19 protein-coding genes, 1 tRNA gene and 2 pseudogenes are annotated in these 21,691 nt (G+C 68.1%); 9 read left to right on the top strand and 13 right to left on the bottom strand.

Annotated features, from left to right (window positions below):
* Nucleotides 1–42: 42 nt before the first annotated feature.
* From ACXJKM_RS21955 to ACXJKM_RS21920, 8 genes and pseudogenes are all read right to left on the bottom strand, one after another.
* On the bottom strand, nucleotides 43–432 hold the full coding sequence (locus ACXJKM_RS21955; protein ID WP_457355151.1) for a thiol-disulfide oxidoreductase DCC family protein: 390 nt from the start codon (nucleotides 430–432) through the stop codon (nucleotides 43–45).
* Nucleotides 429–914 (bottom strand): annotated as a pseudogene (locus ACXJKM_RS21950) (DUF4166 domain-containing protein); the annotation flags it as partial. The gene ACXJKM_RS21955 and the pseudogene ACXJKM_RS21950, both read right to left, overlap by 4 nt.
* Nucleotides 915–983: 69 nt before the next feature.
* Nucleotides 984–2,090: pseudogene (locus ACXJKM_RS21945) on the bottom strand (saccharopine dehydrogenase NADP-binding domain-containing protein); the annotation flags it as partial.
* 99 nt (nucleotides 2,091–2,189) lie between these two features.
* Nucleotides 2,190–4,526 (bottom strand): alkaline phosphatase D family protein, encoded by a 2,337-nt coding sequence (locus tag ACXJKM_RS21940; protein ID WP_457355150.1) that lies wholly within the window; start codon nucleotides 4,524–4,526, stop codon nucleotides 2,190–2,192.
* A 14-nt stretch (nucleotides 4,527–4,540) separates the two neighbouring features.
* Nucleotides 4,541–6,016 carry an OmpP1/FadL family transporter gene (locus ACXJKM_RS21935; protein ID WP_457355149.1) on the bottom strand — a complete coding sequence of 492 codons (1,476 nt, stop codon included), beginning with the start codon at nucleotides 6,014–6,016 and terminating at the stop codon, nucleotides 4,541–4,543.
* Between the two features lie 153 nt (nucleotides 6,017–6,169).
* Complete coding sequence (locus ACXJKM_RS21930; protein ID WP_457355148.1) at nucleotides 6,170–7,225, bottom strand: Leu/Phe/Val dehydrogenase; 1,056 nt, start codon at nucleotides 7,223–7,225, stop codon at nucleotides 6,170–6,172.
* A 70-nt stretch (nucleotides 7,226–7,295) separates the two neighbouring features.
* The gene (locus ACXJKM_RS21925) at nucleotides 7,296–8,024 is read right to left on the bottom strand and encodes a 2OG-Fe dioxygenase family protein (RefSeq protein ID WP_056196277.1); all 729 of its coding nucleotides are present in this window, start codon (nucleotides 8,022–8,024) and stop codon (nucleotides 7,296–7,298) included.
* A gap of 1 nt (nucleotide 8,025) precedes the next feature.
* Nucleotides 8,026–9,045: a CDP-6-deoxy-delta-3,4-glucoseen reductase gene (locus ACXJKM_RS21920; RefSeq protein ID WP_056196279.1), complete on the bottom strand. Its 1,020-nt coding sequence runs from the start codon at nucleotides 9,043–9,045 to the stop codon at nucleotides 8,026–8,028.
* On the opposite strand from ACXJKM_RS21920, the gene ACXJKM_RS21915 reads away from it, so the two are divergent.
* Nucleotides 9,044–9,979 carry an NAD-dependent epimerase/dehydratase family protein gene (locus ACXJKM_RS21915; protein ID WP_082532596.1) on the top strand — a complete coding sequence of 312 codons (936 nt, stop codon included), beginning with the start codon at nucleotides 9,044–9,046 and terminating at the stop codon, nucleotides 9,977–9,979. The genes ACXJKM_RS21920 and ACXJKM_RS21915 overlap by 2 nt on opposite strands.
* Here ACXJKM_RS21915 and ACXJKM_RS21910 read toward each other — a convergent pair.
* Together ACXJKM_RS21910 and ACXJKM_RS21905 are read right to left on the bottom strand one after the other, a co-directional pair.
* Nucleotides 9,976–10,557, bottom strand: coding sequence for a rhomboid family intramembrane serine protease (locus tag ACXJKM_RS21910; protein WP_457355146.1), 582 nt, complete (start codon nucleotides 10,555–10,557; stop codon nucleotides 9,976–9,978). The genes ACXJKM_RS21915 and ACXJKM_RS21910 overlap by 4 nt on opposite strands.
* A 96-nt stretch (nucleotides 10,558–10,653) precedes the next feature.
* A tRNA-Leu gene (locus ACXJKM_RS21905) sits at nucleotides 10,654–10,738 on the bottom strand.
* A gap of 91 nt (nucleotides 10,739–10,829) precedes the next feature.
* Here ACXJKM_RS21905 and cysM point away from each other — a divergent pair.
* The 3 genes from cysM to ACXJKM_RS21890 are packed head-to-tail and all read left to right on the top strand — an operon-like array spanning nucleotide 10,830 to nucleotide 12,488.
* A complete protein-coding gene (gene cysM, locus ACXJKM_RS21900; RefSeq protein WP_056196288.1) occupies nucleotides 10,830–11,726 on the top strand; it encodes a cysteine synthase CysM in 897 nt (298 codons plus the stop codon).
* Nucleotides 11,723–12,256 (top strand): NUDIX domain-containing protein, encoded by a 534-nt coding sequence (locus tag ACXJKM_RS21895; protein ID WP_457355144.1) that lies wholly within the window; start codon nucleotides 11,723–11,725, stop codon nucleotides 12,254–12,256. Before cysM ends, ACXJKM_RS21895 begins: the two co-directional genes overlap by 4 nt.
* 4 nt (nucleotides 12,257–12,260) lie before the next feature.
* The gene (locus tag ACXJKM_RS21890) at nucleotides 12,261–12,488 is read left to right on the top strand and encodes a sulfurtransferase TusA family protein (protein WP_056196293.1); all 228 of its coding nucleotides are present in this window, start codon (nucleotides 12,261–12,263) and stop codon (nucleotides 12,486–12,488) included.
* Between the two features lie 125 nt (nucleotides 12,489–12,613).
* On the opposite strand, the gene galU is transcribed toward ACXJKM_RS21890, so the two are convergent.
* Nucleotides 12,614–13,504 carry a UTP--glucose-1-phosphate uridylyltransferase GalU gene (gene galU / locus ACXJKM_RS21885; RefSeq protein WP_457355142.1) on the bottom strand — a complete coding sequence of 297 codons (891 nt, stop codon included), beginning with the start codon at nucleotides 13,502–13,504 and terminating at the stop codon, nucleotides 12,614–12,616.
* Between the two features lie 79 nt (nucleotides 13,505–13,583).
* Between galU and ACXJKM_RS21880 the strand changes: the two genes are divergently transcribed.
* Nucleotides 13,584–14,534 (top strand): NAD(P)-dependent oxidoreductase, encoded by a 951-nt coding sequence (locus tag ACXJKM_RS21880; protein WP_082532597.1) that lies wholly within the window; start codon nucleotides 13,584–13,586, stop codon nucleotides 14,532–14,534.
* Here ACXJKM_RS21880 and ACXJKM_RS21875 read toward each other — a convergent pair.
* A complete protein-coding gene (locus ACXJKM_RS21875) occupies nucleotides 14,528–17,344 on the bottom strand; it encodes a valine--tRNA ligase (RefSeq protein WP_457355140.1) in 2,817 nt (938 codons plus the stop codon). The two genes, ACXJKM_RS21880 and ACXJKM_RS21875, sit on opposite strands and share 7 nt — an antisense overlap.
* A gap of 259 nt (nucleotides 17,345–17,603) precedes the next feature.
* Between ACXJKM_RS21875 and ACXJKM_RS21870 the strand changes: the two genes are divergently transcribed.
* Genes ACXJKM_RS21870 through ACXJKM_RS21855 form a run of 4 tightly spaced genes read left to right on the top strand, consistent with a single transcriptional unit; the run spans nucleotide 17,604 to nucleotide 20,119 of the window.
* Entirely contained in the window at nucleotides 17,604–18,041 is a 438-nt protein-coding gene (locus ACXJKM_RS21870; RefSeq protein WP_457355138.1) for a hypothetical protein, read from the top strand.
* Entirely contained in the window at nucleotides 18,041–18,328 is a 288-nt protein-coding gene (locus ACXJKM_RS21865; protein WP_056196309.1) for a 4Fe-4S binding protein, read from the top strand. Before ACXJKM_RS21870 ends, ACXJKM_RS21865 begins: the two co-directional genes overlap by 1 nt.
* 7 nt (nucleotides 18,329–18,335) lie before the next feature.
* Nucleotides 18,336–19,046: a response regulator transcription factor gene (locus tag ACXJKM_RS21860; RefSeq protein WP_457355136.1), complete on the top strand. Its 711-nt coding sequence runs from the start codon at nucleotides 18,336–18,338 to the stop codon at nucleotides 19,044–19,046.
* A complete protein-coding gene (locus ACXJKM_RS21855) occupies nucleotides 19,043–20,119 on the top strand; it encodes a HAMP domain-containing sensor histidine kinase (protein ID WP_457355134.1) in 1,077 nt (358 codons plus the stop codon). The genes ACXJKM_RS21860 and ACXJKM_RS21855 overlap by 4 nt, the downstream gene beginning before the upstream one ends.
* Here the strand turns inward: ACXJKM_RS21855 and ACXJKM_RS21850 are convergent.
* Entirely contained in the window at nucleotides 20,112–21,602 is a 1,491-nt protein-coding gene (locus tag ACXJKM_RS21850; RefSeq protein WP_056196317.1) for an amidase, read from the bottom strand. The genes ACXJKM_RS21855 and ACXJKM_RS21850 overlap by 8 nt on opposite strands.
* Between the last annotated feature and the right edge of the window lie 89 nt (nucleotides 21,603–21,691).

Genomic DNA, 21,691 nt, shown 5'->3' with positions numbered 1-21,691 from the left:
GAACCGCTCTAGAAAAAACGCCCGGCACTGCCGGGCGTTTTTTTAGTCGAGGAATCTGGCCGCATGCTCAGGCTGCGGGCGGATGCAGAGGGCCGAGCGCCCGAACAGCCGGTAGCGGTTCCTGGCGACCAGGCGGTACAACGGATCTCGGACGATGGACGGGATCAGCCATGCGATCCAGGCCAGGCGCCAGGGCCAGCCCAGCGCATGCAGCACGCGAAATATGGCTGCCGTGTGCTGCCACGCGCGAGGGCCATCGACGAGCAGCAATGTCTGCAGGCCTTCGGGCACCAGCCCCTCTGCGGCCAGCAGACTCCGCCCCGCGGCGCCCTGGATGGAAGCAAAGCGCAAGCGGGCCTTGCTGTCATGCCGCAGGATGAACTGCACCCAGCCGTTGCAGAGCAGGCACTGGGCATCGAACACGATGATCATGAAGTGGCCTGCGCCGGACCGAGTTCGAGATGGCCGTCATAGGCCGCGACGGTGCCCAGCAGCGGCAGACCGGCGGCGACGCGGAAGTGCAGCTGATCGTCCTTGCCGGTTTCCTCGGCCACCACCTGCGGCATCAGCCATCGCGGGCACGGTAGGCCCATGAAACGCAGGCCTTCAAGCTCCATCCTCAGCCGGCCATCGGCAACGCTCAAGCCAAAAGTCAGCCGGGCAGCCCCGAGCTTCTCCTGGATCTTGCCGGCCACCAGCCGCATTCGTGATGTCATGGTCCGCGTCGGGAAGTGGCGCGTCCAACGTTCGGCCTCCGCGCTGGCGTCGAGCTCGAAGCTGAGCGGGCCGCTGCTGGCACGGCGTGGCGTCCCAAGGCAGAAGGCCAGCAGCCGGGCCGGCAGCGAACTCGGCGCCTGTGTCTGCACCCAGCCGTTCAAGACGGTGTGCCCCGCGAGCCGATGGAAGCGCTGCACCGCCATTGGCAGTTGTGAATAGCTGGCGCCCAGCACGCGTTCGTAGAGGCTCAGGGCGTCGATGCTGGACGATTCGTTCATGTCGATGTGCAGGCCTTCGGATTCTCGTGCGAAGTCCTGCAGGGACAGCAGGCCCACACAGGGCTGGGCGCCTGCGAGCGATGCGTCGCCGTGCTGCAGTTTGCGGATCAGCGCCGCAGCGGCCAGCGTCGGGACGAAGGGGCCATCGCCGTGAGTAGCAACCAAATGCCAGGTGCGACTGCGGCTGATGCCTTCAGCAGTTTCCCCGCTGACACAGACATGCATGGCGCCCGCGTTCGACCCCAGGCCGCTGAACCGGTCGCCGAGCCACTTCAGGGCCACCGCATGAGCCGACCAGTCCTTGACGATGCCGACCCGGGCCAGCAGCGCCAGGGCGTTCATGCCTCGGTGCAGGAGCGGTAATTCGAGGCCGGCGCCGAAGCTGATCGTCGGGCAGCCGGCATGGCGCTTGGGCAGCAGCGCGAGGTCAGGCACGTCACAAGGCGACAGCAGCCGGTTCCCGACCGGCACGGGATAAAGGTGACGCCGGCTCCCACTCCAGCCAAAGCTGGGACGGTGGTCCACGGCCGGCAGGGCCTTGCCGCAGTAGCTCAGGATGGCGCGCACCGTGGCCAGGCCTCGTTCGGTACGGTTGCCCGGGCTGATGCCGATGTCGATGTGGTCGACGCGGGTGAGTCCCTGCGCCAGATGGCGTGCTGCTGCATCGGACAGGGCAGGCACGGAACTCGCGCCGCTGATGATGCTCAGTCCACGGTCCAGCGCGGCCTGGTTCAGGCTGCTGATGCCGACCACGAAATCCCGGCCGTCAGCCAGATCGATGTAGTGCGCGCCAGCGGCCATGCAGGCTTGAGCGACGTGATACCGCTGGCCCTGGAACGGGCCCGAGGTGTGCACGGTGATGTCAGGCGCCAGCGCTTTGAGGTCGTCGGCGAAAGCCGGTGCATCCGCATCGAGCGTGGCGCAGCTCAGTTGCGCGCGCGCCGCCCCGCGCAACGCATCCGCCAGGGCCAGGCCTTGTGCGGCGGATCGACCCGCCACGATGAGGTGCAGGCCGGGGCTGCGGGCCAGCCGTTCAACGAGACGGCGCCCGAAGAAGCCGTAGCCGCCGATGACCAGAACGCGGTAGAGAGGCATGCGGGAGTCTAAGCACGCCTCACAGGTGCCCAGCTGCGTGGCGCGGCAAAGGAAAACGCCCGGCATTGCCGGGCGTTCTGATTCGTGCGGACGGCCGCGTCAGAGTCCGGCCATCACGGCCACATCCGTCACGCCAGCGGCGACGCGAACCGTCCTGACGGCGGCCACCGGCGACGCCGGCGCCGTGCCGCCGACCTGGCGTGCCATCTTCTTGAACGTGCAGATCAACTCGGTCTTGCTGAGTGACACGACGGCATAGCCCTGGGCGTCGCTGTCGACATGCTTGATCCAGGGGTTGTTGACAGGCGGCGCAACGGCCGTCGTCGGGTCTGCAAACGGGTTCAGGCGCTTGACGATCTCGGACGCCGGCACGAAGTTGGCCGGGATGCCCAGGGCCGCGGCCAGCTTCTGCTGGATCAGGCCGTAGAGCGTCATCGCCGCGACCGACTTGCCGGCGGCTGCCAGGCCCGCGATCGTGCCCGCGATGATGGTGCCCATGGTGCCAGCCTGCGTTTCGTCGAAGGTGACGATGACGGCCTTGGACAGCGACGCTGTCGGCGCGAAGGCTGCGGCAGGCACCAGCCCAGCCAGGACGGCACCCTGCACGGCAGCCTGGATGGCCGCCGTGTTGGTCAGGTCGGTCACGCCCGCCGCGATGGCGATGGCCGCGCTCAGGATCTGGATGGCGATGCCTTCAGACTCGGCCTCGCTCGTGGCCACCAGCGGCTTCAGCGCGGCAAAGGTCGGCTTGCTGGCTTCGGTGTAGAAATAGCTGAAGTTGGAATTGCTGGACACGCCTGCCGTGACGAGGTCGACCATCGCCGGCACCTGCGTGGCGGCGTCGTAGTCGGCCATCACGACGCCGGCATAAAAGGCGTGGATGTCGCCGGTGACGGCCACGACGTTCTTCACGCCCTTGCTCAGCAGTTGGCCCATCAGGTATTTGCGCTCGGCGTTGAAGCCGTCCCACTGGTCGGCGTTCAGCACGAACTTGGCCTTGAAGGCTGCCGGCGCGCCGGGGATCTTGTTGCCGTCCATGCCCATGCGCAGCAGCGACACCTCGTTGCCCCAGATCTTCCACAGCGCGGTGGACGCCGTCATCGTCTGCACCCACCACTGGCGCTGCGCGCCGCCCAGCACGCTGACGAGGGCCAGCGGGTCGGGGAGCGACGCGCCGGCGGCCAGCTTGGCGGCCTCGACGCCGGCGAGCGTCGCCTGAGGCACCATGTAGCGCGCACCGATGCTGCCGACGGCCTGGCCGGTCAGCGGGCTGGGCGCGGCCTCGGGGATCAGGTGGTCGGCGCGGTACAGGCGCTGGTCGGTCATGACCAGGTGCATCAGCTTGCCGAACTTCAGGTCGCGGTAGATGCGGATGCCGGTGATGCCCTGGCCCGGGTCCAGCGTGAAGCTGATGTCGGCCGGCATGTTCTCGAACCAGGCTTGGTTGGCCGCGAGGCGGCGCGAGGTCTGGGCCGTGTTGTCGCCGACTTGCGTCGTCGCGTTGAAACTGCCGTTGTCGTAGGTCTCGCGGTCCTGCCAGCAGTCGTCGCTGAACTCGTGGTCATCCCAGACGGCGACGAAGGCGAAGCGCTCGTGCAGGTTCTGCAGGCGGCGGTCGGTGCGGTAGCGCTTGTAGAGGTAGCGGTAGTCGCCCAGCGTCGTCGCGTATTTGCCGCCCGTGGGCAGGGCCGTGCCGTTGGGCAGGGCCAGCGCGGCGTGCGCGCTCTCGACGCCACCGGCCTGGTAGTCGGCGCCGACGGTCTCGTAGATGTAGTCGCCCAGGTGGACGATGAAATCGATGTTTTCCGTGGCCAGCGTGTCCATGCCGGCCCAGTGATTCACGTTCCAATCCTGGCAGGACACGAAGGCAAAGTTCAGTGCGCTGATATCGGTGTCAGCCGCGGGCGCCGTCTTGAAGCGGCCGATGCGCGACACGCTGCTGCCGGCCGTGAACTGGTAGTAGTAGACCGTGGCCGGCTGCAGGCCGCTGATGCGGTGGCGCAGCGTGTGGTCATAGAACTCGTAGACCGGCACGTCGGCGGCAGCGTCGGCCGTGCCCGCCAGTGTCGAGGTCGTGCCGAGCAGGGCGGCATTGCCGGCGGCGCTGCTGATCTTCAGTGTCACGTTGTAGCTGCCGCCACCCGTGGCGCTGGTTACGTCATCGGCGCTGCTGGGCACGACGCGGGCCCACAGCACGGCGCCGTCGGGCTTGGGGTCACCCGAGGCCACCGATTGCGGGAACTTGAACGTGCCACTCGCGGCGGCCGTCGTCGGCAGCGGTGTGCTGCTGCCTGGGAAGGTGGCGGGCAAGGGCTCTATGGGCGCTCCCGCATCGCCACCGCCGCCGCAGCCGACGAGGCTGGACAGGGCGGTGGAGGCGGTGATCAGGGCGCCGGCTTGCGCGGCGCTGCGGCGGAGAAAACTGCGGCGATCCATGATGTGTCGCCTCCTCAGAACTTGTAGTTGAACTGGACACCGAAGATGGTGGCCTTGGAGGCGTAGTTGCCGCGTGCGGTCGAGTAGGCGCAGTTGCAGGGCTGCTCGCCGTCGCCATCGTCGGTCGCGTTCATCGCCGCGTCCTTGAGCTTCACATGGCCGAAGGAGAAATCGATGCTGGCGTTGTCCATCAGCGCCAGATTGGCGCCGAGGGCGAGCCAGGTGCGGTGGGCATCGGGCAGGGCCGGGCTGCGCGTCGCCGAGGGCACGGGCGACATGTCCTTGCTGTAGCCGGCCCGCAGCAGCAGCGCCGGCAGGGCCTGCCATTGGGCGCCGACCGAGACCTTGGTGCTGTCCTTCCAGTGCTCGGCGGTCGTCGAATCGGCCGTGCTGTTGGCGAAGTCGATGCGCAGTTGCTTCAGGCGCGAGTCGCGCGTGAAGGTGAAGTCGCCCATCACGGCGATGGTGGGCGTCAGCTGCTGGAAGCCATGGAGGGACAGCGACTCGGGCGTGCGCACCGACAGGCTGACGTCGGAGTCGTTGTGGTCCAGGGCCGAGACGCCGTTGTAGGGTTTGGCCGCGATGGCGGCCAGCACCTCGGCGGGCAGGTTGGTGGGCTGGGTCCAGTCGGCGCTGCCCTTGAGCTTGTGGCTGATGCTGCTGCGATAGCTCAGGCCCATGCGCGTGCCGGCAGCGGGCTCCCACAGCAGGGCGAGGTTGAAGCCCAGGCCCCAGTCCTTGCCCTCGACGGCGATGGAGCCGTCATAGGCCGGGTTGCCGAAGACCGTGGCCGCCTGCTGCTGCAACTGCAGCGCGAGGCCCGGCGCGCCAGCGGCGGCCGCCTGGTGGGCGGCGTTGAGCAGGCCGGCGGCGTAGACGGAGGCGTAGGGCACGGCGCGGCGCAGCTTGCCTTCCATGTACTGGATGTTCAGGCCGGCCGCGAGCGACAGCTCGGGCGAGGTCTTCCAGGCGACGTTGGGGTTGATCGAGATGGACTTCAGCTCGACCTTTTGCAGGTTGTAGCGGCCACCCCAGTCAGCTCGGTAGTCGAGCTTGGTGCCCCAGGGCACGAAGACGCCGAGGCCGTAGGCCAGTGTGTCGGAGGCCTTGTAGGCGGCATAGAGATGGGGCACGACCGCGGCCTTGGCAAAGCTCATCGTGTCGCCGACGGTGCCCGTCGAGCGCGGCGCCAGACCAGAGCCGGGCAGGGAGATATAGGAGCCCTGGTCGGTGAAGCGGGTCTTGGGGTCGACGTAGTCCACGACGCCGGACAAGTTCCAGCCCGTCAGGCGTGTGAGGCCGGCGGGGTTGGCGAACAGCGTGCTGGCGTCGGCGGCCTCAGCCGCGTTCGCGTTGGCGGTGCCTTCGGCGGCGGCGCTCTGGGTGCCGAAGCGGTAGCCGGCTGAATGGGCCGTCAGGGCCAGGGGCAGCAGGGCGACACCTGCCAGCAAGGGGCGCAGCGCGCGGGTTGGACGTGTAGTGCGTCGCATAGGGTTTGCCTCCGGTAATCGTGCGTAACCGGCGCAGATTGTGCGCAGCCGCCGTGTCGCCATGAGGACAAACCGGTCGAGACAAACCCTGGACTTGAGAGGGCTCTCTAAATGTTGGCCGGGCGCCACCGCCCGGCCATTGCAGGGATGGACTTAGGGCAGGCGGACGAGCTTGGAACGGGCCCAGTCATCGGCGACGCGAGCGGGCGTCGAGTCGGCCGTCTGCACGCGCTGCAGCAGCTCTTCGACACGCTCGGCGATCTTGCTCACCTCGGCCATCACGGCCGTCTCTTCGCCCTCACCGCGGTACTCGCGAGCCACGCTGATGATGCCGCCGGCATTCACCAGGTAATCGGGCAGGTAGCAGATGCCGTGGCGCTGCAGTGCGTCACCGTCATCGGGCGTGGCGAGCTGGTTGTTGGCCGCGCCGGCGATCAGCTTGGCACGCAGCGTCGGCACCGTCTTCTCGTTCAGGGAAGCGCCGAGCGCACAGGGCGCCAGCACGTCGACGTCGGCGGCCAGGATGTCCGCCACGCTGGCGGCCGTGGCGCCGAATTGCGCGACAGCGCGCTCGACCTTGGCGGCGTCCACGTCAGCCACGACCAGCTTGGCGCCAGCCTTGTGCAGGAACTCGGCCAGGTGCCAGCCGACAGCGCCCAGGCCCTGCAGCGCGACGCGTACGCCTTCCAGCGAGTTGCGGCCCAGCACGAGGCGGGCGCCAGCCTGGATGGAAACGAACACGCCCCAGGCCGTCTTGGGGCTTGGGTCGCCACCGAAGGCGCCTTCGCGCGGGATGCCGCTGACAAAGGACGTTTGGGCTTGCATGCCGCGCATGTCGGCCGTCGTCGTGCCGACGTCCTCGGCGGTGATGTAGGCACCGGCCAGCGACTGCACGGCGCGGCCGAAGGCGGCGAACAGGGCAGGGCGGTCGAAGGCGCCTTCCGGCTTCAGGATGACGGCCTTGCCGCCGCCGAAAGGCAGGTCGGCCAGCGCGTTCTTCAGGCTCATGCCCTGGGACAGGCGCAGCGCGTCGTTCAGCGCGGCGGCTTCGGATTCGTAGTGCCACAGGCGGCAGCCCCCGAAGGCGGGCCCGCGGGCGGTGCTGTGCACGGCCAGGATGGCCTTGAGGCCGGTGGCCGGGTCGGTGGCGAGCAGCACGCGCTCGTGCGGGGACTGCTCGGGCAGGCCGAAGAGGGAGGTCGGGTTCATGACGGTCGGCGCTTTTGGCGCGGCAGTAGGTAGAAGAACGGCCACGCTTTTGGCGTGGCCGCTCGGGATTCTACGGACCCTGGAATCCGCCGCCTCTTAATGTGATGACGAGGGTGTCGCGCCAGCCGCGTTCGCCCGCCACAACGGGCTGGATGGGGGTGGTTTCGTGGATCACGCGGGCGTCGTCCAGCAGCAGCGTCGTCCAGGGCTGGGTCATCGTGAAGCGCTGGCCCGCCGGGCCGGCGGCGTCGAAGACCCGCGATTCGCCGCCCTTGACGCCTTGGCGGCCGACGAAGAGCACGGCTACGAGGTCGACGCCGTCGCGGTGGGCGCCCTCGGGCGTCGGGCGGCCGATGCCATCGCTGGTGTCGATGCGGAAAGGGTGGGCCTCGATGAACCAGGGCTGCTCGCCCTTCAGTGCCGACGCCGTTTTCGCCAACCCCAGCAGCAGCGCCGTCCAGGCAGGTGAATTGACCATCTCCTGCGCCAGCGGCACGAACCAGCGCTGGATGCCGCCGTGCAGCGCGTTGTAGTCCAGCGGCTGCCAGTGGGCGCGGTGGGGCTGAAGAGTCAGCGTGTCGCCGTCGGCGACGAAGCAGCCGTGGCGTCGGAAGCGGTAGCGGCCGCCGTCGCGCAGGTAGCCATCGGGCGGCAGGTCGTCCCAGCAGGGCTTGAGGGTGTCGAGGTCGTCGGCAGAGGCGCCCAGCACGCCAAGCGAACTTGGCGCCAGCACGGCCTCGCCATCGCGCTTCAGCGCGTCGACCAGTTCAGCAGCGGGTGTCCACGGCGGCTCGAACATCTCAGTGCTTGTCCGCTTCGGACGTGAACGCGTCCGCGTAGAACTCTTCCGCCGGCAGGTTGCACTGCGCGACGAAGTCCCGCTGCGCCGACTCGACCACGATAGGCGCGCCGCAGGCGTAGACCTGATGGCCCGTCATGTCGGCCAAGTCTTCCATGACGGCGCGGTGGACGAACCCCGTGCGGCCTGTCCAGCCCTCGTCGGGCTCGGACAGTACCGGCACATAGGTCAGCTGCGGCCATTCCGAGGCGATCAGCGCCGCCCAGTCGTTCAGATACAGGTCGGCCTGCTTGCGCGCACCCCAGTACAAAACCATGGGCCGGCTCGACTCGATGTGGCGGGCCCGTTCGATGATGGCCTTGATGGGTGCAAAGCCGGTGCCGCTGGCCAGCAGCACGATGGGCTTGTCGCTGTCCTCGCGCAGGAAGAAGCTGCCGAAGGGCCCTTCCATGCGCAGGATGTCCTTCTCCTTGAGCGCGCCGAAGACATGGTCGGTGAACTTGCCGCCGGGCATGTGGCGGATGTGCAGCTCGATCTGGCCCGGCAGGCTATGCGGCGCATTGGCCATCGAGTAGCTGCGGCGCGAGCCGTCACGCAGGATGAACTCGACGTACTGGCCGGCGCGGAACTGGAAGTTCTGGTTGGCCGCCAGCTGCATCGTCAGCACCGCCACGTCGGGCGCCGGGCGCAGTATGGCGATGACGCGGCTGGGCAGCTTCAGCACCGGGAACTCGCCGGCGCCAGGCACCGTGCGGGCCTCGACGGTGCAGTCGGTCTGCGGCCGGGCGCAGCAGGTCAGCACATAACCGGCGGCCTCTTCCTCGGCGGTCAGCGCCTTGGGCTGGTGGTTGCCGTGGATGACGGCACCTTCAAGCAGCTTGCTCTTGCAGGAGCCGCAGGCGCCGTCCTTGCAGCCATAAGGCAGGCCTACGCCATTGCGGATGGCGGCGGCAAGCAGGGTGTCATCGCCCTCGGTCTGATAGACGCGGCCGGCGGGCTGGATGGTGATCTGATGGGACATGGCTTCCAAAAAGCAGCGGCCCCGCAGACATTTCCGGGGCCGTAGACTGCCCGCCATTTTGCCCGAGGCCGGTTTGACCCCACGACTCCTCATCATTGGCTGCGGCGACGTCGGCCTGCGCGTCCTGAAGCTGCTCGCGGGCCGCTGGCGGGTTCTTGCACTGACGTCCAGCGCAAGCCGTGCAGCGGAGCTCAGGGCCGCAGGAGCCGTCCCGCTGGTTGGCAATCTCGATGACGCGGCGACGCTGGCGCGCCTGGCAGGACTGGCCGAGCTCGTGCTGCATCTCGCGCCACCGGCCCGTGACGGCGAGGCGGATCTGCGCACCCGCCATCTGCTCGCTGCCCTCGCGTGCAAGCCGCCCGCGGCGCTGGTTTACGCGAGCACGACCGGCGTCTATGGCGACTGCGGTGGTGCCTTCATCGACGAGACGCGGGCACTGAACCCGGCGACCGACCGTGCCCGCCGACGTGTCGATGCAGAGGCCCAGCTGCGCGCCTTTGGTCGCCGTCACGGCACGCGTGTCAGCCTGCTGCGCATTCCCGGCATCTATGCACGCGACCGCGAAGGGGGCCACCCGCGCGAGCGCCTGGCGCGGGGCACGCCGGTGTTGAGACGGGAGGAGGATGTCTACACCAACCACATCCATGCCGATGATCTGGCGCAGGCCTGCCTGCTGGCGCTGCTGCGCGGCCTGCCGCAGCGCGCCGTCAATGTCTGCGACGACAGCCAGTTGCTGATGGGCGACTACTTCGACCTGGCCGCCGACCTCGGTGGTCTGCCGCGGCCCGTGCGCATCACGCGTGCTGAAGCAGCCCAAACCATGAGTGCCATGCAGCTGAGTTTCTGGAGCGAATCACGCCGGTTGAGCAATGCCCGTCTCAGGCGCGAGCTGCGATTGGCGCTGCGCTACCCGACCCCGAAAGAAGGCCTCTAGCCGCGCCGCCGCGGCGAGCGCCAGTGGCGGATCAACAGCCACGCGCCCAGCATGCCGCCCAGGTGGGCGAAGTGGGCAATGCCGCTGCTGCCGCTGAACCCCAGGATCAGTTCCAGGCCGCCGAAGATGGCGACGAAGTATTTCGCCTTCATCGGGATCGGCGGGATCAGCGGCACGATGATGCGGTTGGGGAACAGCATGCCAAAGGACAGCAGCAGGCCGAAGATCGCGCCGGAGGCCCCGACGGTGGGGGACTGGGCACCGATGACCCAGGTGAATATCAGTTGCACGATGGCGGCGCTCAGCGCGCTGGCCACCAGCATCTGCGTGTAGCGCCGCGCGCCCCAGACGCGCTCCAGCTCGCCGCCGAACATCCACAGGCCCAGCATGTTGAACAGCAGATGTTCGAAGCTGCCATGCAGGAAGGCATAGCTCAGCAGCTGCCAGGGCATGAAGAAGCCCGAGTTCAGCGGCCACAGCTGGAACCAATAGGCCAATCCCGGGAAGAGGTAGAAAAAGCAGAAGGCACCGACACAGGCCAGGATGAAGGCCTTGGTGACTGAAGGCAGTGGGGGCATGGATCGCGCGGCTTGCGCCCCGGGAGGGCGCCTGCACCGGGAGGGCCGGTGCTTGTCGTTTTGAGTATGCCAGCACAAGCCGGCTGCTGTTTCGCCTGGTGCCCGGGGCCGGACTCGAACCGGCACACCTTGCGGCGGGGGATTTTGAGTCCCCTGCGTCTACCGATTTCGCCACCCGGGCCCGTCGGAAACAGCATCGCGCTTGCTGCGCGAGGGGCGGATTATGCACTCGACAAGGCTCGGTTTTTGTCCCGCTGCCACAATCGCCGCCCATGAGCTACCCGACCCTCGAAGATGTCATCGGCGCCACGCCTCTCGTGCGCCTTCAGCGGCTGCTCGGCGACGATGCGCGCGGCAACGTGATCCTGGCCAAGCTGGAGGGCAACAACCCGGCCGGTTCCGTGAAGGACCGGCCCGCCATCAGCATGATCAAGCGCGCCGAGGAGCGCGGCGAGATCAAGCCGGGCGATACCCTGATCGAGGCGACTTCCGGCAACACCGGCATCGCGCTGGCCATGGCCGCGGCCATCCGCGGCTACCGCATGGTGCTGATCATGCCGGAGGACCTGTCCATCGAGCGCGCCCAGACGATGAAGGCCTTCGGCGCCGAGCTCATCCTGACGCCCAAGACCGGTGGCATGGAGTACGCCCGTGACCTGGCCGAGCAGATGGCCGGCGAAGGCAAGGGCCGCGTGCTGGACCAGTTCGCCAATGCCGACAACCCGCGCGCCCATTACGAGACCACCGGCCCCGAGCTGTGGAAGGACACCGGCGGGCGCATCACCCATTTCGTCAGCGCCATGGGCACGACGGGCACCATCACCGGCGTGTCGCGCTTTCTGAAGGAAAAGAACCCCGCCGTGCGCATCGTCGGCGCCCAGCCGGCCGAAGGGTCGCGCATYCCCGGCATCCGCAAGTGGCCCGAGGCCTATATGCCCAGGATCTATGACCCGAGCGGCGTGGACGAACTGGTGCTGGTCAGCCAGAGCGACGCCGAGGACATGGCGCGCCGCCTGGCCCGTGAGGAGGGCCTGTTCGCCGGCATTTCGTCCGCTGGCGCCTGCTGGGTGGCACTGCAGATCGCGCGCCGCGTCGAGAACGCGACCATCGCCTTCATCGTCTGCGACCGCGGCGACCGTTATCTGTCGACGGGCGTGTTTCCTGCATGACGGACTACAAGTTCTGTCCCGTCTGCGCGACGCAGCTGGGTTGGATCACGCAGGCCGAGGACGGTGGCGACAAGGAACGCCTGCGCTGCCCGGCCTGTGGCTTCACGCACTGGAACAACCCGACGCCGGTGCTGGCCGCCGTCATCGAATGCACGGACCGCGACGGCCAGGTGCTGCTCGCCCGCAACGCGGCCTGGCCGGGGCGCTTCTTCGGCCTGATCACGGGCTTCATGGAGTCTGGCGAGACGCCGGAGGAGGGCATCCGTCGCGAGATCGCCGAGGAGACCTCACTGGAGGTTGATTCCCTGCGCCTGCTGGGCGTCTGGGATTTCCAGCGCATGAACCAGATCATCATTGCCTACCATGCGGCGGCGCGCGGCGAGATCCGCTTGTCGCCTGAGTTGGCGGAGTACAAGCTGATTGCACCCGAGAACGTGCGCTGTTGGCCGCAGGGCACCGGCCAGGCGCTGGCGACCTGGCTGCGCAGCAAAGGCATCGAACCCCAATGGCTCGACCTGAAGCGAGAATGAGGCCATGGACGTCCAACGCGAGATCGACACGCGGGGCCTGAACTGCCCCTTGCCCATCCTGAAAGCCAAGAAGGCCTTGGCCGAAATGCTCAGCGGCGAGTTGCTGCGCGTCGTGGCGACCGACCCGGGTTCGATGCGCGACTTCCAGGCCTTTGCGCGCCAGACCGGCAACGAACTGGTGGAACAGAACTCGTCGGGCGACGAGTTCATCCACGTGCTGCGCAGGCGCTGAGCAGGCCCTGGTCAGTTAGGGGCAGAGCTACTCGCTGCGCTCGGGCGGTCTGTCCCGCAAAGCCAATCCTGAGTCAGTTGGGGACAGAGCTACTCGCTACGCTCGGGCGGTCTGTCCCGCAAAGCTTAGAGATTCAGGCCCTGCAGGAATTCCTTGAAGCCCGGGCCGAGCTGCGGGTGGGCCAGGGCCAGTTCCACATTGGCCTGCAGGAAACCTTCCTTGCTGCCGCAGTCATAGCGCTTGCCGTCATAGCGGTAGGCAAACACCTTCTCGCGACGCAGCAGGCCGGCAATGCCGTCGGTCAGCTGGATCTCGCCGCCCACGCCGCGTGGCTGGTTGGCAATCTCGTGGAAGACGCCCGGCGTCAGGATGTAGCGGCCGGCCACGCCCAGGCGTGAGGGTGCGTCTTCGGGCGCGGGCTTCTCGACGATGCGGTTCACGTCCATCAGGTGGTCATTGACCTGGGTGCCGGCGACGATGCCATAGCGGCGGGTGTGTTCGGGCGGCACTTCCTGCACGGCGAGGATGGAGGCGCGCCAGTCGGCGAACTGCTCGACCATCTGCTTGAGGATGGGGGTCTCGCCCACCATCAGGTCGTCGGCCAGCAGCACGGCGAAGGGCTCGTTGCCCACCAGGCGCTGACCGCACAGCACGGCGTGGCCGAGGCCGAGGGCCTGGGCCTGGCGCACATAGATGCACTCCATGTCGTCGGGCTTGACCGAGCGCACCACGTCCAGCAGGTCCTGCTTGCCGGAGTTTTCCAGCGCCACCTCGAGCTCGAAGGTCATGTCGAAGTGATCTTCGATGGGGCGCTTGTGGCGGCCCGTCACGAAGATCATCTCGCGCACGCCGGCGGCATAGGCCTCTTCCACCGCGTACTGGATCAGCGGCTTGTCGACAACCGGCAGCATCTCCTTGGGTTGGGCCTTGGTGGCCGGCAGGAAGCGGGTGCCGAGGCCGGCCACCGGGAAGATGGCCTTGGTGATCGGCGATTTGGACGAAGAAGCCATGGGCATACACTGGGTTGACAGGGTCGCAACGATTGTGTCACGGGGGTTGTGACGGTCTGACCCCTGAGTCGGGCACATACAAACAATGACAGTCCTGATCCTTGAACCGTTGGAAGCCGAGGTGGTGCAATGGCTGGCCGAGCGCCACGATGCCCGCTTTGCGCCTGAACTCGTGGGTGACCCGGAGGGCCTGGTAGAGGCACTGCAGAACTCCCGTGCCCTGGTGGCGCCACCCGAAGTGCGCATCGATGCCGAACTGCTGCGCGGCGCGCCGGGACTGCGTGCCATCGGCCGTGCCAGCGGCGGCGCGGAGAACATCGACATCGAGGCCTGCCGCAAGGCGGGCGTGGAGGTCGTGCGCTCCCAGGCTTCCACGGCCAGCGCCGAGGCGGAATTCGCTGTCGGTGCCCTGCTCAGCCTGCTCAGGCGGGTGCCCATCGAGGGCAGCGACGGCCTCAAGGTGGGGCGGGAGCTGGGCTGTTCGACGATTGGCGTGCTGGGCCTGACACCGACGGCGCAGGTGTTGACCCAGCTGCTGCATGCCTTCGGTACACGGGTCATCGGCTATGACCCGGCCCTGCATCCGAGCGACGCGACCTGGGCACGTTGGGGCATCGATTCGGTTTCCTTGAGCGAGCTGGTCGAGCACAGCGACGGCCTGGTGCTGCTGCTGCCTTATTTCCCGCGGTTTCGCGGCCTCCTCGGCGACCGTCAGCTGGAGAACGTGCGCGCAGGCCAGGTCCTGGTCGGCCTGAGCCAGTCCGGCGTCGTCGACGAGGCGGCCCTGGGCCGGGCTCTGCGCAACGGCAAGCTGCGAGCCGCGTGGTTCGACAGCCTGGAACCGGGTTGGCTGGAGGCAGGGCGACCCCTGCACGGCATCGCCACGCTGCAGGTGACGCCGCGGCTGGCGGGCACGACGCGGGAGTCGCGCGTGCGCGCCGCCTGGGCGGTGGCGCGCGGCCTGGACGAACTGCTGGGTGCCCCAGCCAAGGGCAAGAAGAAGGCCACATCCAAGGTGGCCATCGACTATTACTGAGGCGGCAGGCGCTTGAGCTGTTCGTGCAGGCGCGCCACCGTCTCCTTGAAGCCCGCCACGCGGGCACGCTCCTGCTCGACGACGGCAGCCGGCGCGCGGGCGACGAAGCCCTCATTGCCCAGCTTGGCCTCGGCCTTGACGATTTCGCCTTCCAGGCGAGTCGCTTCCTTGGTCAAGCGGGCGCGCTCGGCGGCCACGTCGATCTCGACCTTCAGGGCCAGCTTCGCGGCGCCATGCAGCAGCACCGGTGACGTCGCGCTCTGCTTGGCGAACTCGGCCTCGTCGGCGATCAGTTCCACGGCCGCCAGCTTGGCCAGCACCTTCAGCACGGCCGCGGCCTCGCTGAGGAAGGACAAGTCACCACCCACCAGCAGCGGCACGCGGTCGCTGGGGCTGAGGTTCATCTCGCTGCGCAGGCTGCGGGTCGTGCCGACCACTTCCTTGAGCTGGGCCATCCAGGCGTCGGCGGCCGGGTCAATGCGCTCGGGCTGGGCGACAGGGTAGGGCGCCTGGCCGATGAAGTCGGTCGCCTTGCGGCCGGCGACAGGGGCGACGGTCTGCCACAGCTCCTCGGTGATGAAAGGCGCGACGGGGTGCAGCAGGCGCAGCGTCGTCTCCAGCACGCGGATCAGTGTGCGGCGCGTGGCGCGCTGCTGGGCCTCGTCACCCGTCTGGATCTGCACCTTGGCGATTTCCAGATACCAGTCGCAGTACTCGTCCCAGACGAAGCTGTAGACGGCGTTGGCGACGTTGTCGAGGCGGTACTCGGCAAAGCCCTGGGCCACGGCCGCTTCGACGCGCTGCAGTTCGCTCGTGATCCAGCGGTCGGCCTGGCTGAACTTGTTGTAGCCGGGCGGGCAGGCGCCTTGGTCGTGCGCGAGGCCGCAGTCCTGGCCTTCGGTGTTCATCAGCACGAAGCGGGTTGCGTTCCAGAGCTTGTTGCAGAAGTTGCGATAGCCCTCGCAGCGCTTGGTGTCGAAGTTGATGTTGCGGCCCAGGCTGGCGTACGACGCCATCGTGAAGCGCAACGCATCGGCGCCGTACGCCGGCATGCCTTCGGGGAACTCCTTCTTCACGCGGGCTGCGACCTTGGGCGCCGTCTCGGGCTTGCGCAGGCCGGTGGTGGACTTCTGGATCAGCGTGTCGAGGTCGACACCCTGGATCAGGTCCACCGGGTCCAGCACATTGCCCTCGCTCTTGCTCATCTTCTGGCCCTGCGAGTCGCGCACCAGGCCGTGGATGTAGACGTCCTTGAAGGGCACCTGGCCGGTGAAGTGCGTCGTCATCATGATCATCCGGGCGACCCAGAAGAAGATGATGTCGTAGCCAGTCACGAGCACGGAGGAGGGCAGGAAGAGTTCCTGCTCCAGCGTCTTCTGCGGCCAGCCCAGCGTCGAGAAGGGCACCAGGGCCGACGAGTACCAGGTGTCCAGCACGTCGGGGTCGCGGGTCAGCTCGCCCAGGTAGCCGGCGGCCTTGGCGCGGGCCTGCGCCTCATCCTCGCTGCGCGCGACGAACAGCTCGCCGCCCGTGCCGTACCAGGCCGGGATCTGGTGACCCCACCACAGCTGGCGCGAGATGCACCAGTCCTGCAGATTGCCCATCCAGTGGTTGTAGGTGTTGACCCACTGCTCGGGGTAGAACTTGACCGCGCCGGTCTCGACGGCGGCAATCGCCTTGTCGGCAATGCTCTTGCCGTCGGCGCTGGGCTTGGTGACCGCAACGAACCACTGATCGGTCAGCATCGGCTCGATGACCTGGCCGGTTCGCTCGCAACGCGGCACCTGCAGCTTGTGCTTCTTGACCTCGACGAGCAGGCCTTGCGCCTCCAGGTCGGCCACGACGCGCTTGCGGGCGACGAAGCGGTCCAGGCCGCGGTACGTCTCGGGGGCGTTGTCGTTGATCCTGGCCTGCAGGTCCAGCACCGCGATCATGGGCAGGTTGTGACGCTGGCCGACGGCGTAGTCGTTGGTGTCATGCGCCGGCGTGACCTTGACGACGCCGGTGCCAAACTCGCGGTCCACGTAGTCGTCGGCGATGACGGGGATCTCGCGGTCCGTCAGCGGCAGCTTGACCAGCTTGCCGATCAGCGCGGCGTAGCGCTCGTCCTCTGGGTGGACCATGACGGCCACGTCACCCAGCATGGTCTCCGGTCGCGTGGTGGCCACCACGACCGAGCCCGAACCGTCTGCCAGCGGATAGCGGATATGCCACAGCGAGCCGTCTTCCTCTTCGGAGTTCACCTCCAGATCAGACACGGCGGACTGCAGCACCGGGTCCCAGCTCACCAAGCGAGTGCCGCGGTAGATCAGGCCTTCCTCGTAAAGCCGCACGAAGGTCTCGACGACGACGGTCGAGAGCTTTTCATCCATCGTGAAGTACTCATGGCCCCAGCTGACCGAGTCGCCAAGCCGGCGCATCTGGCCGGTGATGGTGTCACCGGATTGCTGTTTCCATTCCCACACGCGGGCGACGAAATTCTTGCGACCGAGTTCCTTGCGGCTGGTGCCAGCGGCCTGCAGCTGCCGCTCGACGACGATCTGCGTCGCGATGCCGGCGTGGTCGGTGCCCGGCACCCACAGCGTGTTGTCGCCCTTCATGCGGTGGTAGCGCGTCAGCGAGTCCATCACCGTCTGGTTGAAGGCATGGCCCATGTGCAGCGTGCCCGTCACATTSGGCGGCGGCAGCTGGATGCTGAACGAGGGCTTGGCCGGGTCCAGCGTCGGCTCATACAGGCCGGCGGCTTCCCACTTGGGGCCCCAATGGGCTTCCAGGGCGGCGGGTTCGAAGGACTTGGCAAGTTCGGTCATCGCGGCGTCGCCCGCTGTGAAGCTGGGGCGAAAAGAGGGCTTTTCGGGGGGCTGCGATTGTAGGGGGCCGCACTCGCGCGGCCTCCGCGCCGATCAGCGCGTCTGCAGCTTCAACTGTGACAAGGGCGCACCGCCTCCCGGCCCCGGGCGAAACAAAACGATACCCGGCGATACCGCGTCGAGATGCTCTGGCGCGGGCTAACCGCAAACATGAGCGCCATCCCAACCACGGGCCTCGAGCGCCCCACGGAGCAGCACCATGAACTTTTTTCGTCGCTGGCACGCCCACCACGAGTTCCACCACCACTTTGGCCACGGCCATCACGGCCATCATTTCGGCCGCCATGCTGATGGCTTCGCCCACCTCCTTCTCAACCGAGTCGGCGCCAAGCTGGACCTGGACGCCGAGCAGCACCGCAAGCTCGGCGCCTGGCTTGAGCAGCTCCAGCACCAGCGCGACACGATGAGGGGCCTGGCCCGCGGCCCCGAGGTGGCGGGCCTGTTAGCCGGTGAGCAATTCGCCCGCGAGCCGGCGCAGCAACTGCTGGACGCCAAGCTGGATGCGCTGCGCGCCGCCGGCCCCGGCCTTGTCACGGCCTTTGCCGACTTCTTCGACTCGCTGGACACGGAGCAGCGTCAGGTGCTGCGCTTCATGATGCGGCGCTTCGGCCGGCATGAGCGGCGAGACGCGGCGTGATGGATGTCCACTGCGGCAAGCAGCCCCGCGGCCGCTTTGTGCCGCACATCGACCGCAACCGCTGCGAGGGCAAGGGCGAATGCGTCGCTGTCTGCCCCTTCAACGTGTTCACCTTGGGCAAGCTGGCACCCGAGCAGCGCCAGTCCCTGAGCCTGTTCGGCAAGCTCCGGGGCATGGCCCACGGCTGGGAGCAGGCCTTCACGCCCAATGCCGCCGCCTGCGAAGCCTGCGGCCATTGCGTCAGCACCTGTCCCGAGCGAGCCATCACCCTGGTGCGGGCCGAATAATCGCGACATGCACAGACTGCTGCTGATCGACGACGACGAGGCCCTGGCCGGGCCGCTGACGCAATACCTTGCCCGCTTCGACCTCCAGCTCGAGGCTGTCACGCGGCCCAGCATCGCGCTGACGCGGCTGGCGGCCGAGCGCTTCGACGCGTTGATCCTCGACGGCATGCTGCCCGAGATGGACGGCTTCGAGTTCTGCAAACAGCTGCGTGCCAGCAGCGAGGCCTGGCGCGACATGCCGGTGCTGATGCTGACCGCGCGCGGCGATCTGACCGACCGGGTCGTCGGGCTGGAGCTGGGCGCCGACGACTACCTGCCCAAGCCCTTCGAGCCCCGCGAACTGGCGGCACGGCTGCAGACCATCCTGCGCCGCACGCGCTTTGTATCGGCGGCTGCCCCGAGCGTGGTTCAGCCTTCCACCAAGCTGTGCTTCGAGGGCCTCGAGATCGACACCACGCGCCGCGAGGTGCTGTGCGCGAGTGGCCTGGTCGAGCTGACCGGCACCGAATACGAGCTGCTCGTGATGCTGGCCCGCGAGCCGGGCAAGGTCTTCTCGCGCGACGACATCCTGAACCGGCTGCGTGGCCAGGAAGCCGAGCTGTTCACCCGGGCCGTCGACATCCTGGTGAGCCGCCTGCGCCGCAAGCTTGAGCCGCTGGTGGCCCTGAAGACCCTGCGCAACGCCGGCTATTGCTTCGCATTGCCAGGCAAACCATGAAACCCCACGCCTACGACCACCGCTGGCGCGAGCGCTGGGAACGCAAGCGGGCCAAGCGCGCCCGGCGCATGAACCGCGACTGGGAATACCGCTGGCGTGTGCGCCATCGTTGGCACCAGCGCTGGCATCACCAGCACAAGCGCTTCAAGCATTCGCTCGGTGCGCGGCTGATCGCCATCTTCATCCTGCTCGCCTGCATCAGCAGCACCATTCTGTGGATGTCGATGGGCAGCGCCTACGGCCTGCTTTGGGCCGTGCCGGCGCTATTCGTGGTTACGGGCCTGGCCTTCGGCATGATCCGCCACATGGTCTGGCCGTTGCATGCGCTGGCCATCGGCGCCGAGGCCTTCCGCCGCGGTGAGTTCTCGCACCGGGTGCCCGTGATCCACAGCGACGAGATCGGTGACCTGGCACTGCGTTTCAACCAGATGGCCGCCGACATCCAGGCCATGCTGGACGGCAAGCGCGCCTTGCTGCTGGCCATGAGCCACGAGCTGCGCAGCCCGCTGACGCGCGCGCGCCTGCACGCCGAGCTGGTGGGCGAGGGCGAATCGCGCGACGCGCTGCTGGGCGAGCTGGCGCAGATGCGCGATCTCATCACGGCCTTGCTGGAGAGCGAGCGGCTGGGCAGCGGGCACAGCGCGCTGCAACTGTCGGACTGTGATCTCGGCGCGCTGGCGCAGGAGCATGCCCAGCCCGGCGTGGAGTTGCATGTCGAGCCCGATCTGCCGCCGTTGAGGCTGGATCGCCTGCGTGTGCAGCTGTGCCTGCGCAATCTCGTCCAGAACGCGCTGCGCCACAACGATGTGACCCGTGGCGCCGTGCGGCTCAGCCTGGCTCGTGAAGGCGCGGGTGTGCGTCTGACCGTGCGTGACTTCGGCACCGGCGTGCCGCCGGAGTCGCTGCCCCAACTGGGCCAGCCGTTCTACCGGCCGGATGCGGCGCGCACGCGGCACGACGGCGGGGTTGGCCTGGGCCTGTGCCTGTGCCGGTTGGTGGCTGAAGCGCATGGCGGCCGGCTGGAGCTGCGCAATGCCGAGCCGGGGTTCGAGGCCTCGGTGCGCTTCAGCTAGGCACCCGGTCGAACCAGGGCTGGGTGGCTTCCAGTTCCGCGGCCAGTTGCAGCAGCAGCCCGTCTTCGCCCGGCGCTGCAACGAACTGCACGCCCAGCGGCAGGCCGTCGGCCGTCCAGTGCAGCGGCAGTGAGATCGCCGGCGTGCCCGTCAGGTTGGCGAGCTGGGTGAAGGGGACATGGCGCAGGCTGTCGGTGGCCATCTGCTGCACGACGCCATCGAGCAGGCCGGCGTGCTTGAGCAGGCCCAGCAGCCCCGAGGCGCGCAGCGCGCCCAGCACGGCAATCTGCAGCGGCGGCGGGTCGCCGGTGCCATGCAGCACCGGTGGCGAGGCCAGCGTCGGCGTCAGGTAGAGGTCGTAGCGCGCGTGCAGGGCGGCCAAGCTGCGGGCGTAGTCGTTCCAGCGCAGCAGCTCCAGCGTCAGCCGTTCGGCGCTGGTGGCGCGGCCGAGCGTGGCGATGAGACGGGTCAACGGCTCAAAGTCGGCTTCGCGGCCACCCAGGGCGACCGCGCGGCTCAGCGTGGCCGGCACCTGACCGAAGTAGATATGCAGGAAGCTGTTGGCCAGCGTGCGGCCATCGATGTCGGGGCGGGCCGGCTCGACGACATGGCCGAGGCCTTTCAGTAGCGACACGCTTCGCTCCACGGCGAGCCGGGCCTCGTCGTGCACCGGCTCGCCAATCGGCGAATCGGCGCACCAGGCGATGCGCAGCCGGCGCAGCGGTGAGCGCAGCTGATGGACAAAGGGCGTGGCCGGCGCGGGCAGGGCGACGGCGTCGCCGGGCTCGGGGCCGCTGAGAATGTCCAGTGCCAGGGCGGTGTCGCGCACGCTGCGCGAGATGACGCCCTCGCTGCAGGCGCCGAACCAGACTTCGCCGGAGCCCGGGCCCACAGACACGCGGCCGCGAGAAGGTTTGAGGCCCACGAGCCCGCAGCACGCGGCCGGAATGCGTATCGAGCCGCCGCCATCGTTGCCGGCGGCCATGGGTACGACACCGGACGCGACCGCTGCTGCCGATCCGCCGCTGCTGCCGCCCGGTGTGCGTTTCACGTCCCACGGATTGCTGCTGCGGCCGAAGGCCAGCGGGTCGGTGACGCCCTTGAGCCCCAGTTCGGGCGCGTTGGTCTTGCCGAAGATGACGAGTCCGGCGTCGAGCAAGCGCCGCACGACATGCGCGTGCTCGCGCGGCGGCGGCAGTGCGGCCAGCGCCCGGCTGCCCCAACTGGTCGGCACGCCGGCGTAGTCCTCGGCCACATCCTTGATGAGGCAGGGCACACCGGCCAGTGGGCCGGTGCCGACGCCACGCGCCAACTGAGTTCTGGCCTCGGCCTCCATCAGCCGGCAGACAGGGTTGAGCCGGGGTTGGACTTCGGCCAGCCTTGCGAGCGCCAGGTCGAGCAGGCTTTCTGCGCTGACCCGACCAGCCGCCACCTCAGAGGCCAGCGAGGTTGCGTCGTGGCGGCGGTAGCTTGCAAAGTCCATGGCGCTCACATGAACAAGTGCTCGCCGGCGTTTTGGCTGCGCCGGAATGCGGACCTCACGCTGCGCGCGAGGTGCTCCCCCGCGTTCCG

It is taken from the genome of Roseateles sp. P5_D6 (assembly GCF_054049415.1).
This window is presented reverse-complemented; position numbering and strand designations above follow the sequence as displayed.

Bases quoted from the DNA above. Each gene is read 5' to 3' on its own strand.
- ACXJKM_RS21955 (WP_457355151.1), bottom strand. From the start codon at position 432: ATGATCATCGTGTTCGATGCCCAGTGCCTGCTCTGCAACGGCTGGGTG.
- ACXJKM_RS21940 (WP_457355150.1), bottom strand. From the start codon at position 4,526: ATGGATCGCCGCAGTTTTCTCCGCCGCAGCGCCGCGCAAGCCGGCGCC.
- ACXJKM_RS21935 (WP_457355149.1), bottom strand. From the start codon at position 6,016: ATGCGACGCACTACACGTCCAACCCGCGCGCTGCGCCCCTTGCTGGCA.
- ACXJKM_RS21930 (WP_457355148.1), bottom strand. From the start codon at position 7,225: ATGAACCCGACCTCCCTCTTCGGCCTGCCCGAGCAGTCCCCGCACGAG.
- ACXJKM_RS21925 (WP_056196277.1), bottom strand. From the start codon at position 8,024: ATGTTCGAGCCGCCGTGGACACCCGCTGCTGAACTGGTCGACGCGCTG.
- ACXJKM_RS21915 (WP_082532596.1), top strand. From the start codon at position 9,044: ATGGCTTCCAAAAAGCAGCGGCCCCGCAGACATTTCCGGGGCCGTAGA.
- ACXJKM_RS21920 (WP_056196279.1), bottom strand. From the start codon at position 9,045: ATGTCCCATCAGATCACCATCCAGCCCGCCGGCCGCGTCTATCAGACC.
- ACXJKM_RS21910 (WP_457355146.1), bottom strand. From the start codon at position 10,557: ATGCCCCCACTGCCTTCAGTCACCAAGGCCTTCATCCTGGCCTGTGTC.
- ACXJKM_RS21895 (WP_457355144.1), top strand. From the start codon at position 11,723: ATGACGGACTACAAGTTCTGTCCCGTCTGCGCGACGCAGCTGGGTTGG.
- ACXJKM_RS21890 (WP_056196293.1), top strand. From the start codon at position 12,261: ATGGACGTCCAACGCGAGATCGACACGCGGGGCCTGAACTGCCCCTTG.
- galU (WP_457355142.1), bottom strand. From the start codon at position 13,504: ATGCCCATGGCTTCTTCGTCCAAATCGCCGATCACCAAGGCCATCTTC.
- ACXJKM_RS21880 (WP_082532597.1), top strand. From the start codon at position 13,584: ATGACAGTCCTGATCCTTGAACCGTTGGAAGCCGAGGTGGTGCAATGG.
- ACXJKM_RS21870 (WP_457355138.1), top strand. From the start codon at position 17,604: ATGAACTTTTTTCGTCGCTGGCACGCCCACCACGAGTTCCACCACCAC.
- ACXJKM_RS21865 (WP_056196309.1), top strand. From the start codon at position 18,041: ATGGATGTCCACTGCGGCAAGCAGCCCCGCGGCCGCTTTGTGCCGCAC.
- ACXJKM_RS21860 (WP_457355136.1), top strand. From the start codon at position 18,336: ATGCACAGACTGCTGCTGATCGACGACGACGAGGCCCTGGCCGGGCCG.
- ACXJKM_RS21855 (WP_457355134.1), top strand. From the start codon at position 19,043: ATGAAACCCCACGCCTACGACCACCGCTGGCGCGAGCGCTGGGAACGC.
- ACXJKM_RS21850 (WP_056196317.1), bottom strand. From the start codon at position 21,602: ATGGACTTTGCAAGCTACCGCCGCCACGACGCAACCTCGCTGGCCTCT.